Raw genomic sequence first — 11,955 nt, forward strand, 5'->3', positions numbered from 1 at the left:
GGATCAGAAGCCGTCCACGTCAAGGATCAGGGGCGCGTGGTCGGAATGGCTGGCCAGCCAATCCGTCCGCGCCTGCCCCGTGAGTTCCGCCCAGCCCGCGACGCGCACCTCGGCCCCGCCGGGTTGCGGCAGGAAGGCCATCTCGCGGAAGGCCAGCACATGGTCGAGATCGCTGTCGGGATAGCTGGATCCGGGGCCGCCGCTCCATGTGGCGGGGTGGGTCTTGGACAGAAGGCGCAGCCCCTGTTCGCCCATGAAGCCCGCGGTGCGGGCGATTTCCTGCGGGGCGGTGATGTCGCCCTTGGCATAGGTCAGGTTCATCCCCATCAGGTTCAGGTCGCCCATCACCATGAAGGCGGGCGGCTCTGCCCTTGCCGTGGCACGGGCGCGGATGGCGCGGGCCAGATCGCGGGCGTGATCCAGCATGGCGGCGCGCAGGCCAAAGCCTTCGGGGGTGGAACTGCTTTTCAGGTGGTTGAAGAGGATCGGCAGATTGCGCCCGTCGCGCGTGACGGTGACCAGCATCCCGGGGCGCAGATTGGGGTTCGAGCGTTTGAATTCGCTGCGCTGGGTGACGAAACTGCGCAGGCCGCGCCGGATCCCCACGAGGATTTCCTGCGACTGCGGCCCTTCGGAAATGGTGAAGCTGTAATCGGCCAGTTGATCGGTGAAGGCATCGAAGACCTCGGCCCCCGAAACCTCGAGTATGGCGAAGACATCGGGGGAAACGGCCTGCAGCAGGTCGATCACCCGCCCGAGGCGCGGGGCAAGCGCCCCGGATTCGGAGGCACCGAAATGTTCGACATTCCACGACAGGACACGCAGCACCATGATCACCCCCGATCATCTGAACGGATACGGGGGGCAGCCTAGCACGATCCGGGCGCGAAGTCGCGCGCGCCGCAGACAGGGTCAGGCGCGGCCCAGCCTTGCGTTGCGCGCAGTGCGGAGCCGGTCGAAATCATCGCCCGCATGATAGGAAGACCGCGTCAGCGGCGTGGCCGAGACCATGTGGAACCCCTTGCCATAGGCCGCGGTCTCATAGGCCTGGAATTCCTCGGGCGTGATGAAGCGGGCGACGCGGTGATGTTTCGGCGTGGGTTGCAGATATTGCCCGATGGTCAGGAAATCGACATCGGCCGCGCGCATGTCATCCATCACCTGCAAGACGGCCTGCCGTTCCTCGCCCAGGCCCACCATGATGCCCGATTTGGTGAACATCCCGGGATCGAGTTCCTTGACCTTCTGCAAGAGCCGCAGCGAATGGAAATAGCGCGCGCCGGGCCGCACCTCGGGGTAAAGCCCCGGCACGGTTTCAAGGTTGTGGTTGAAGACATCGGGCCGCGCCTCGACCACGGTTTCCAGCGCCGAAGGCGGGCATTTCAGGAAATCCGGGGTCAGGATCTCGATCGTGGTGCCGGGGGCGCGGTGGCGGATGGCGCGGATGGTCTGGGCGAAATGTTCGGCCCCGCCATCTTCCAGATCGTCGCGGTCGACGCTGGTGATCACCACATGCTTCAGGCCAAGCTGTTCCACCGCATGGGCCACGCGGCCCGGTTCAAAGGCATCGAGCGCCTGCGGCTTGCCGGTGGCCACGTTGCAGAAGGTGCAGCCGCGGGTGCAGATCTCGCCCATGATCATCATGGTGGCGTGGCCCTGCGACCAGCATTCCCCCACATTGGGACAGCCCGCCTCTTCGCAGACGGTGACCAGCTTCTTTTCCTTCAGGATGTCGCGCGTGGCCTTGTAGCCTGCGGAGGTGGGCGCCTTGACGCGGATCCAGGAGGGTTTCTTGGGCTGTTCATTGTCCGGGCGATGCGCCTTTTCGGGATGGCGCTGATCGGGCAGTTTCAGGTCGCGCAACGGGTGATCCTCCCTGGGGATGGGCCGATACATAAGCCCTTGCGCCGCATGAGGCAACGCCGCCCGTCGCCGCGGGGGTCTGCATGGCATGCAAGGGTCGCGGCTTTGCGCCATGTCAAGGGACGCATGGCCTGCGCTGTGCAATATGCGCGGGAACCGATGCAGGGATCTGACGGATGACGCTTGTGGAACTGGGGCTGGCCCTGACCGTGCTGTTGCTGACGCCGGGGCCGACCAATACGCTGATGCTGATGGCCGGGGCGGAGCGGGGCCTTGCGCGGGCGCTGTGGCTGATTCCGGTGGAACTGGCGGCCTATCTGGCCGTCGTGCTGCCCCTGGCGCTGCTGGCAGAGGGGCTGGCGGCGCAGATGGGGATCCTGCGCCCGGTCGTGGCGGTGCTGGCGGGGCTTTGGGTGCTGTATCTGGCCTGGACCCTGTGGCGCCCGGAGCGCGGCATCGGCCCTGCCGCGACGGTGACAGGCGCGCGGCTTGCGGTGACGACGCTTCTCAATCCCAAGGGGTTGATCATCGGGCTGGTGCTGCTGCCCGCCGCAGGCGCGACCGGCGCCGCCCTTGGCGTGCTTGCCGTGGCGGTTTGCGCGGTGGCCGCCTGCTGGGCGGCCTTCGGGGCCGGCATGGGGCGCGCGGCAGGCCCTGATGCCGCCATCCCGTCGCTTTGGCGGCGGGTGGCGGCGATCTGGCTTGCCGGTCTTTCCGTGATGATCATGGCCGGCGGCGTCGCGGCCTGAGATCAGCCGACCATGGGGCGGGAAAGCCTTTCCTTGTAGTGCCGCGCCAGCCGTTGCAGCGCGATGCGCAGCACGATCTTGCCGGACCGGGCCGCCCAGCCCATGCGCCGTTCTGTGGTTTCGATGCCTTCGAGAAAGCAGCAGACCCGCAGCGCCACATCGCCAAGGCCGGGGCCAAGATCGCGCAACGCATCGGCCACGCGGTCGCGCGCGGCGCGGGGGCCATCCCCCGGCCCGCTGTCCGGCGCATAGCTGCCATGATCGGCCCCGCTGAGAAAGCGATCCCAGTTCTGCGTGATGCGGGGGCCCATCTGGGCCAGTTCGAAATCCTCGCGCAGGCGTTCGGCGGTGCGGACGAGATCCTGTTCCAGATAGGGCTTGCCATCGCGATCCAGCTTCCGCCCAAGCGCGGTGACAGGGCTTTCGGCGGCGTTATAGCGGATACGGCGGCGTCCCTCGGGGGTTTGCACGTCGCGTTCGGCCATGTCGCGATGCTGGCTGGCATAGATGAACTGCGCCTCGCGCACACCGCCCGCGCGCAGGTCATCCTCGGCCAGAAGGCGGCGCAGGGCGGCCCGTCCGGCGGCGGTGATGTGATAGCTGGCGATGCGGCCCGGGCGATCGGTGGCGATCCAGTCCTTCAGGGCGAAGGCCTGGGCCACGCTGCGTTCGACGACGCAAAGCCGGGTCTGGCTTTGGCCGGGCTGGCTGCGCAGGACGACGGCGCGGTCCAGATCGGCCGAGACGGCCAGGACAGCGCCGGGTTCGGCAAGGCGGCGCAACACGCGGCGCGCCTCGGCGGCAAGTGTGGCCGCATCCTGCGGCAGGCTGGTGGTTCTGGTATGTGCGGTCATGTGATCCTCATCGGTTGGGGGGCGCCCCGGATCTGCCTGAACAGCGACGCGCTGCAGCGTCTCGAGTGCTGCATCGACCAGCGGATCATCCCGCCGGGTTTCGCAGTTCCGGACCTGGCGCAGCACGGTAGAGGCCGCGACGCCATCCCGGCGCGCGACCTCCCGCAAGGCGAGGCCCGTGGCCGTATGATCGAGGTAGTGTCGGACCGATTCCGGCAGCCAGGGCGGCAGCGTCAGACAGGTGAAGGGGGTCATCTGGTTGTGCATCTCTTGCCTTTTTCACGCCCTGAAGATGTAAACGATCCGTAAATGCAACCGAAACTTGTTTTGGTTAGCGGACCGTTAACGAATGGGCGCAAAACCGATGATCCACCGCCAAGTGTCAACAAAACTGTACACCTGCGCGCGCTGGAGGCCTGACAGCCGCAACGGGACGGGCTTGGGGCCTAGGGTCGGGCCGATGCCGTTGCGGAGTGTGCCATGCGACCCTTGCCCAGAGCCGAACCCGATTTCCCCGTTAAGGCGCCTGTCGCCTGTGACGACGCGTCCGCCCTGACGCGGCCCCGCCTTCTGCTGGCGGCGGCCCGGCATGGCATGGTGCAGTATCGGCGCGACAGGGATCTGGCGCGGCTTCTGGGCCGGGTGCCCCTGCCCGCCCCGGCGGCAGCCGAGTTGGCGGAACTGGAGGCCGCGGCCGAACTTGCCCGGCGGGCGGGATCGCCGCTCTGGTCCAGCATCCGGCATGTCGATCTGCTGATCGCGCTTCTGTCCGAGCGCGCGCTGCTGGCGCCAATGGAAAGGCCCGCGCCATAGCGCGGGCCTGATCAGGGTTTGCCGTGGCGGGCCGAAGCCTCAGATGAAGGCGTCGGGCATGGAGGCCTTCTTCTTTGCCACGTATTCATTCAGCGCCTCGCGGATGCCTTCGTCCAGCGCGGGTTGCTGATAGTCGTTCAGCTGCTTCTTCACCCGCTCATTGGCAAGCTGCATCGTGTCGCGGCTGCCTTCCTCGGCCCAGGTCTCGAAGGGTTTGTAATCCAGCAGGTCAGACCGCCAGAAGGCCGATTTGAAATTGGCCTGGGTATGGGCGCAGCCAAGGTAGTGGCCGCCGGGGCCGACTTCGCGGATCGCGTCCATCCCCTGCCCGTTCTGATCCATGAAGACGCCCTGCGCCAGGTGGTGCAGCGTGCCAAGCTGGTCGGCATCCATCACGAATTTCTCGTAAGAGGACACCAGCCCGCCTTCCAGCCAGCCGCAGGCATGCAGCATGAAGTTCACGCCCGCCAGCAGCGCCATGTTCAGGCTGTTGGCCGTTTCATAGGCCGCCTGCGCGTCGGGCAGCTTCGATCCGCAGAAAGACCCGCCCGAGCGGTAGGGAAGGCCCAGGCGGCGGGCAAGTTGCCCCGCGCCATAGGTGATATGCGCGGCCTCGGGCGTGCCGAAGGTCGGCGCGCCGGAGTTCATGTCGATCGAGGTGACGAAAGCGCCAAAGATCACCGGCGCACCGGCGCGGATGAGTTGGCTATAGGCCACGCCCGCCAGCACCTCGGCCAGAACCTGCGTGAGCGTCCCCGCCACCGTGACCGGCGCCATTGCGCCGCCCACGATGAAGGGCGAGATGATCGCCGCCTGATTGGCCTTGGCATAAACCTCCAGCGCGCCCATCATGATCCCGTCGAATGTCAGCGGGCTGTTGATGTTGATCAGGCTGGTCATCACCGTGTTCTGGTCGACGAAATCCGACCCGAAGAGGATCTTCGACATCTCGACCGAATCCGCCGCGCGGCTGGGTTCGGTGACGGATCCCATATAGGGCTTGTCCGACAGCACCATATGGGCGTGCAGCATATCAAGGTGGCGCTTGTTCACCGCCACATCGGTCGGCTCGCAGACGGTGCCGCCCGAATGGTGCAGCCATTTGGACATGTAGCCCAGCTTCACGAAATTCTGGAAATCGGCGATCGTCGCATAGCGGCGGCCGCCTTCCATGTCGCGCACGAAGGGCGGGCCATAGACCGGGGCAAGGACGAGGTTGCGTCCGCCCACCTGGACGTTGCGTTCCGGGTTGCGGGCATGCTGGGTGAATTCGCGCGGGGCGGTGGCGCACAGCTTGCGCGCCAGACCGCGCGGAATGCGGACGCGTTCGCCCTGCACATCGGCGCCTGCATCCTTCCAGCGCTTCAGCGCCTCGGGGTTTTCCACGAAATTGACGCCGATCTCTTCCAGAACCGTCTCGGCATTCCATTCGATGATCTGAAGCGCTTCCTCGTTCAGGATCTCGAAATTCGGGATGTTGCGCTGGATGAACTTCGCGGTTTCAAGGCTGACCGCCGTCCGCTCCGCCCGCCGCGCCGACCCGCCGCCGCCCCGCGCCCTGCGCCCTGCGCCTGCCACTGCAAGATCGGTGTCGCTCATCGTTCTCTCCATAGGCTCCCGCAGCCCTTGGGGGCCGCACATTTTCCGCCCTTATGCGCCCAAAGCAGGACAAGGCGGCAGACGAATGCGGCGCTTGGATATCAAAAACGACATTGCCAGGGAACGAACGCGACACGCTCCTTCATCTTGGCCCAAATACCCTCGGGGTCCGGGGGTGAAGCCCCCGGGGGCCTGCCATCCCGCGCAGCCGTCGCGCTTTGCCCCCCTTGCGAAAACGGGCCGCAACGGCTACGCGGGCGCATGACCCAAAGCACGCATGACCGCCTCCTCATCATCGACTTCGGCAGCCAGGTGACGCAGCTGATCGCGCGCCGCCTGCGCGAGCTGAACGTCTATTGCGAGATCCACCCGTTCAACAAGGTGGATGACGCTTTTCTCCGCGCCTTCGCGCCGAAAGCCGTGATCTTCTCCGGCGGTCCGGCTTCGGTCTTTGCCGAAGGCGCGCCGATGCCGCCTGCGGGCGTGTTCGAGATGGGCGTGCCGATCCTCGGCATCTGCTATGGCCAGCAGGTGATGATGCATTGCCTTGGCGGCAAGGTGGAACGCGGCCACGGCACCGCCGAATTCGGCCGCGCCTATGTCACGCCGACCGAGGCGCGGCTTCCCATCCTCGACGGCTGGTTCGCCGACGGGCGCGAACAGGTCTGGATGAGCCACGGCGACCACGTCTCGGCCATTGCGCCGGGGTTCGAGGTTTACGGCACCTCGCCCAACGCCCCCTTCGCCATCACCGCCGATCCCGCCCGCCGCTTCTATGCCGTGCAGTTCCACCCGGAGGTGCATCACACCCCCAGGGGCGCGAAACTCTATGAGAATTTCGTGAAACTGGCGGGGTTCAAGGGCGACTGGACGATGGGCGCCTATCGCGAAGAGGCGATCCGCAAGATCCGCGAACAGGTGGGCGATCAGAAGGTGATCTGCGGCCTGTCGGGTGGTGTGGACTCCTCGGTGGCGGCGGTTCTGATCCATGAGGCGATCGGGGATCAGCTTACCTGCGTCTTCGTCGATCACGGGCTGTTGCGGCTGGGCGAGGCGGAGCAGGTCGTCACCATGTTCCGCGACCATTACAACATGCCGCTGATCCATGCCGATGAAAGCGACCTCTTCCTCGGCGCGCTGGAAGGCGTGTCGGACCCGGAAGTGAAACGCAAGACCATCGGGCGGCTGTTCATCGAGGTCTTCGAGAAACACGCCAAATCCGTCGGCGGCGCCACCTTCCTTGCGCAAGGCACGCTCTACCCCGACGTGATCGAAAGCGTGTCGTTCTCCGGCGGCCCCTCCGTCACCATCAAGTCGCATCACAATGTGGGCGGCCTGCCGGAAAAGATGGGGATGAAGCTGGTCGAACCGCTGCGCGAACTCTTCAAGGACGAAGTCCGCGCGCTGGGCCGCGAACTGGGCCTGCCCGATGCCTTCATCGGCCGCCACCCCTTCCCCGGCCCCGGCCTTGCCATCCGCTGCCCCGGCGAGATCACGCGCGAAAAGCTGGATATCCTGCGCCGCGCCGATGCCGTCTATATCGACCAGATCAGGAAGCACGGACTTTACGACGAGATCTGGCAGGCCTTCGCCGCGATCCTGCCGATGCGCACCGTGGGCGTGATGGGCGACGGGCGCACCTATGACTATGCGCTGGCGCTGCGCGCCGTGACGTCCGTGGACGGGATGACGGCGGATTACTACCCCTTCACCCACGATTTCCTTGGCGAAACCGCAACGCGCATCATCAACGAAGTGCAGGGCGTCAACCGCGTCTTCTATGACTGCACCTCGAAACCGCCGGGGACGATCGAACTCGAATGATCCGCCTGTCCGGTCGCCTTGTGTGCATGACGGAAGAGGAACGCGCGGCGGTCCTGACGCACCGCCCCGCGCATGAAGCCGCGACGCGCGCCGAAGCGGGCTGCATCAGCTTTCGCATCGACGACACCGACGATCCCATGATCTTCGACGTCAGCGAATCCTTCCGCGACCGCGCGGCCTTTGACGCGCATCAGACCCGCACCCGCGACAGCGCATGGTTCGCCGCCACGCGGCGCATCCTGCGCGATTTCCGGGTGGAGGAATTGCGGGATTGACGCGCCCCCTCCCCCAAGCACCAATGGCTGCGGGAGGATCACGACATGAAGGCAACCCGACTGATCGCCATCGGCGACATCCGCACCGAGGACGTCCCCATCCCCAGCCCCGCCCCAGGCGAAGTGCTGATCCGGGTGGAGGCCTGCGGCATCTGCGGCACCGACCGCCACCTCCTGCACGGCGAATTTCCATCCAAACCACCCCTCACGCTGGGCCATGAATTCGCGGGCATCGTCGTGGGCCGCGGTGAGGGCGTCACGATCCCCGAAGGCACGCGCGTGACCTGCGATCCGAATACATGGTGCGGGCGCTGCGAAAACTGCCTGCGCGGCCGCGTGAACCTCTGCCTGAACAACGTCGCCACCGGCCTTGGCCGCGACGGCGGATTCGCCGAATTCTGCGCCTTCCCCGCGCACAAGGCCCATGTCCTGCCCGCCGACCTGAACCCCCTGCACGGCGCCTTCTGCGAACCGCTCGCCTGCACCATCCACGGCATCGACATCGGCGCGCCCAAGGCGGGCGAGCGCGTGATGATCCTTGGCGGCGGCGTCATCGGCATGCTGGCCCTGCAACTCTGCGCCCTTGCCGGGGCCGAGGTGATGCTCGTCACCCGCTCTGCCTCGAAACAGGCGCTTGGCCGCAGGCTGGGTGCTGCGGAAACGGCAGGCAGCGAGGCCGAGGCGCGGACGATCTGGCCCAAGGGGGCCGATCTCGTGGTGGAATGCGCAGGCGTGACCGACACCGTCGAATCCGCCCCCCGCCTGACGCGCGATGGCGGGCGCGTCGTCATCCTTGGCGTCCTGCCCGCAGGCCAGAAGGTGCAGATCGAACCCTTCGACCTGCTGTTCCGCGAGGTGCAGTTCCTCTCCTCCTTCATCAACCCTTTCACGCAAGACCGCGCCGCCGCCATGATAGCTGCCGGACGGCTGCAGCTTGATCCGCTGATCTCCCGCACCCTGCCGCTGGAGGAAGCCGCCGCCGCCATCGCCGCCCCCGCCCGGCCGGGCGAGATTCGCGCCATCGTCCTGCCGGGGGGCTGATCCATGCAGCATGTCTTCGCCCCCGACCTTTTCGCCGGAAAGGTCGTCCTCGTCACCGGCGCGGGCGGCGGCGTGGGCGGGGCGACCGCGCGCCTTCTGCACGGCCTCGGCGCGACCATCGCCGCCACCGACCTGCGCGGCGAAAGCCTGACGGGCCTTCCCGCCGCGCTCCACCTGCCTGCCGACCTGCGCGACGTCGCGGCCTGCGAGAACGTGATCCAGACCACCCTTTCCCGCCTTGGCCGGATCGACGCGGTGGTGGCGGCGGCGGGGCTCTGGGTCGAAGGCCCCTCGGAAGACGCGACCGAGGCCGACTGGTCCGCCTGCATCGACGTGAACCTGAAGGGCACTTTCTTCCTGATCTCCCGCGCCATCCCCGCGCTGGCCGAAACGAAGGGCGCGGTGGTCGCCATCGCCTCGGATGCGGGCATCGTCGGCAATGCCGGGGCCGCGATCTATTGCGCCTCGAAGGGCGGTGTCGTCCTCATGGTGCGCGCGCTGGCCCGCGAACTTGCCCCGCGCGGCATCCGTATCAACGCGCTCTGCCCCTCTGACATCGAAACCCCGATGCTCGCCTATCAGGCCACCCGTTTCGGCGGGGGCGATCCCGACGGCTACCTCGCCCGCCTGCGCGCCCATTACCCGCAAGCCGAGGCTGCCCGCTTCCTTACCCCCGACGAGGTCGCGGCGCAGGCGGCCTTCCTCCTTTCCCCGGCCAGCGCGGGGGTGACGGGCGCGGCGGTGATGGTGGATTTCGGCCTGACGGCGGGCTATTGATCCCTGTCCGGCACTGGACAATCCCCCCCGCCCGCATGACTGTGCCGCCATGACGACGACGCACCGCCCCCTTGCCGCCGCGATCTGGATGACCGGATCGGTCTTTTCCTTCACCGCGATGGCCATCGCGGCGCGGCAGATCGCCGGGGCGCATGACACGTTCGAGATCATGCTGTGGCGATCAGTGCTGGGCTTTGCGCTGGTGCTGGCGGTGGGCGGCGCGCTGGGCCGCCTGCGCGAGGTGCGGCGCGATACGCTGGGCCAGCATCTGGTGCGCAACCTCTTTCATTTCACCGGGCAGAACCTGTGGTTCTGGGCGCTGACGATGATCCCGCTGGCGCAGGTCTTCGCGCTGGAATTCACTTCGCCCATCTGGGTGATCCTGCTGTCGCCGCTGGTGCTGGGCGAAAGGCTGACGCGGCCGCGCATCCTTGCCGCGGTGATGGGTTTCGTGGGGATCCTGCTGGTGGCGCGCCCCGATTTCACCGCGCTGGAGCCGGGCGTTCTGGCCGCGGCGGCAAGTGCCATCTGCTTTGCGGCAACGAACCTGATGACGAAGAAGCTGACCCGCGGCGAAAGCATCGTGTCGATCCTGTTCTGGCTGACGCTGATGCAGGGGATGTTCGGGCTGGTGATGGCAGGCCATGACGGGGTGATCCGGATGCCCACCGCGGCCACCCTGCCCTGGCTTGCCGTGATCGGCTTCTGCGGGCTGCTGGCGCATCTGTGCATCACCACGGCCCTGTCGCTGGCCCCGGCCAGCTATGTGATCCCGATCGACTTCGCCCGCCTGCCGGTGATCGCGCTGGTGGGCGTGGTGCTTTACGCCGAGGCGCTGGATCCCTTCGTGATCCTGGGCGCGGTGATCATCTTTCTGGGCAACTGGGCCAATATCCGGGCCGAAACGCGCAAGCCTGCAACAGTCGGCACAGTCACGATTCCGTGACGTGGCGTCATGAATTGACCCAAAATCCGCCCGGACATACCGTTAGGCATGAGGGCGCCCGTGGGGACGTGCGCGGGAGGATCAAGGGGAATGGCAGTGATCAGAACAATCTTCGCAGCGACCACGGCACTTGTGGTGGGAACGCTGTCGGCACAGGCAGGCGGGATCGAGCGGTCGGCCTTCAATCCGGGCTTCCTGTTCGAGGCGGGAAACTACTTCGAATTGTCCTTCGGCGCGGTGTCGCCCGATGTATCGGGCGTGGCATTGGCGGCGAACTCGGGTGACATGGCATCGACCTACACGACGATTTCAGGCTCTGTGAAATACCAGATCACGGATCAGTTCGCGCTTGGGATTGTCGTGGATCAGCCGGTCGGCGTGGATGTGGCCTATCCGGGCGGGACGGGCTATTTCTTCTCCACCTCCAGCGCCAACGTGTCGGCACTGCAACTGAGCGTGATCGGTCACTATCGCTTTTCCCCGAATTTCAGCGTCTATGGCGGCCTGCGGTCGCAACGCGTTGAAGGGACGGTAGACAACGTGAACCTGGGCGCAGCGACGGGCTTTTTGCCGACCTACGACATGACCACCTCGGCCGAAGTGGATTACGGCTATGTCATCGGCGCGGCCTATGAGCGGCCCGATATCGCGCTGCGGGTTTCCTTGTCCTATATCTCGGAAATCACCCATTCCTTTGAAGCGTCCGACAGCTTCGGTGCAGGGGCCGGCTTTTCGTCGACCGTTCCGCAGGGGCTGAACCTCGACTTCCAGACGGGGATCGCGGCGGATACGCTGCTGTTCGGGTCGATCCGCTGGCGGGACTGGTCGGAGTTCCAGATCGTGCCGCGTGGCACGATTGCATTGGCCGGGAATTACGAGGATACGATTACCTATTCACTCGGTGTCGGGCGGCGGTTCAGCGACAGCTTCTCCGCCTCTGCTTCGGTCGGCTATGAGCCTGCTGCGGGCGGGCTTTCGGGCAACCTTGGCCCGACCGACGGCTACACGAGCCTGACATTGGCCGCTGTCTATACCATGCCGACGGGGATGAAGATGACGGTCGGCGCGAGCCACGGGTGGATCGGTGATGCGACGACCTCGGGCATCGGTGGCCAGTTCACCGACAATAGCTACACGGCTGTTGGTGTGCGCGTCGGCTATTCCTTCTGATCCTGCCACGCCTTCCGATCCAAAGGCCCCGCCGCATTGCGGGG

The 11,955-nt window shown here is 66.3% G+C and carries 12 protein-coding genes; 8 read left to right on the top strand and 4 right to left on the bottom strand.

What is annotated here, in order from left to right:
* Window positions 1–3 precede the first annotated feature (3 nt).
* The gene (locus tag G5V65_RS07960; RefSeq protein ID WP_165048721.1) at window positions 4–831 is read right to left on the bottom strand and encodes an endonuclease/exonuclease/phosphatase family protein; all 828 of its coding nucleotides are present in this window, start codon (window positions 829–831) and stop codon (window positions 4–6) included.
* 81 nt (window positions 832–912) lie between these two features.
* Window positions 913–1,896, bottom strand: a complete 984-nt coding sequence (gene lipA / locus G5V65_RS07965; RefSeq protein ID WP_165048723.1) for a lipoyl synthase — start codon at window positions 1,894–1,896, stop codon at window positions 913–915.
* 143 nt (window positions 1,897–2,039) lie between these two features.
* Between lipA and G5V65_RS07970 the strand changes: the two genes are divergently transcribed.
* A complete protein-coding gene (locus tag G5V65_RS07970) occupies window positions 2,040–2,612 on the top strand; it encodes a hypothetical protein (protein WP_165048725.1) in 573 nt (190 codons plus the stop codon).
* A 2-nt stretch (window positions 2,613–2,614) separates the two neighbouring features.
* On the opposite strand, the gene G5V65_RS07975 is transcribed toward G5V65_RS07970, so the two are convergent.
* Window positions 2,615–3,721 carry a DUF6456 domain-containing protein gene (locus G5V65_RS07975; protein WP_165048728.1) on the bottom strand — a complete coding sequence of 369 codons (1,107 nt, stop codon included), beginning with the start codon at window positions 3,719–3,721 and terminating at the stop codon, window positions 2,615–2,617.
* A 225-nt stretch (window positions 3,722–3,946) separates the two neighbouring features.
* Here G5V65_RS07975 and G5V65_RS07980 point away from each other — a divergent pair, with 225 nt between their 5' ends.
* Window positions 3,947–4,279, top strand: a complete 333-nt coding sequence (locus G5V65_RS07980) for a DUF6477 family protein (RefSeq protein ID WP_241250494.1) — start codon at window positions 3,947–3,949, stop codon at window positions 4,277–4,279.
* Window positions 4,280–4,318: 39 nt separating this feature from the next.
* Here G5V65_RS07980 and G5V65_RS07985 read toward each other — a convergent pair whose 3' ends face one another.
* The gene (locus tag G5V65_RS07985; RefSeq protein WP_165048730.1) at window positions 4,319–5,878 is read right to left on the bottom strand and encodes a trimethylamine methyltransferase family protein; all 1,560 of its coding nucleotides are present in this window, start codon (window positions 5,876–5,878) and stop codon (window positions 4,319–4,321) included.
* Between the two features lie 261 nt (window positions 5,879–6,139).
* On the opposite strand from G5V65_RS07985, the gene guaA reads away from it, so the two are divergent.
* From guaA to G5V65_RS08015, 6 genes are all read left to right on the top strand, one after another.
* Window positions 6,140–7,702: a glutamine-hydrolyzing GMP synthase gene (gene guaA, locus G5V65_RS07990; protein ID WP_165048732.1), complete on the top strand. Its 1,563-nt coding sequence runs from the start codon at window positions 6,140–6,142 to the stop codon at window positions 7,700–7,702.
* Complete coding sequence (locus G5V65_RS07995) at window positions 7,699–7,977, top strand: putative quinol monooxygenase (RefSeq protein WP_165048735.1); 279 nt, start codon at window positions 7,699–7,701, stop codon at window positions 7,975–7,977. The genes guaA and G5V65_RS07995 overlap by 4 nt, the downstream gene beginning before the upstream one ends.
* A 45-nt stretch (window positions 7,978–8,022) precedes the next feature.
* Window positions 8,023–9,018: a zinc-dependent alcohol dehydrogenase family protein gene (locus G5V65_RS08000; RefSeq protein WP_165048737.1), complete on the top strand. Its 996-nt coding sequence runs from the start codon at window positions 8,023–8,025 to the stop codon at window positions 9,016–9,018.
* A gap of 3 nt (window positions 9,019–9,021) precedes the next feature.
* Entirely contained in the window at window positions 9,022–9,795 is a 774-nt protein-coding gene (locus tag G5V65_RS08005) for an SDR family NAD(P)-dependent oxidoreductase (RefSeq protein ID WP_165048739.1), read from the top strand.
* A gap of 49 nt (window positions 9,796–9,844) precedes the next feature.
* Window positions 9,845–10,741 (top strand): DMT family transporter, encoded by an 897-nt coding sequence (locus tag G5V65_RS08010; RefSeq protein WP_165048741.1) that lies wholly within the window; start codon window positions 9,845–9,847, stop codon window positions 10,739–10,741.
* 90 nt (window positions 10,742–10,831) lie between these two features.
* Window positions 10,832–11,911: an outer membrane protein transport protein gene (locus G5V65_RS08015; protein ID WP_165048743.1), complete on the top strand. Its 1,080-nt coding sequence runs from the start codon at window positions 10,832–10,834 to the stop codon at window positions 11,909–11,911.
* The last annotated feature ends 44 nt before the right edge of the window (window positions 11,912–11,955 follow it).

The organism is Paragemmobacter kunshanensis, assembly GCF_011059185.1.
Classification (GTDB): Bacteria; Pseudomonadota; Alphaproteobacteria; order Rhodobacterales; family Rhodobacteraceae; genus Paragemmobacter; species Paragemmobacter kunshanensis.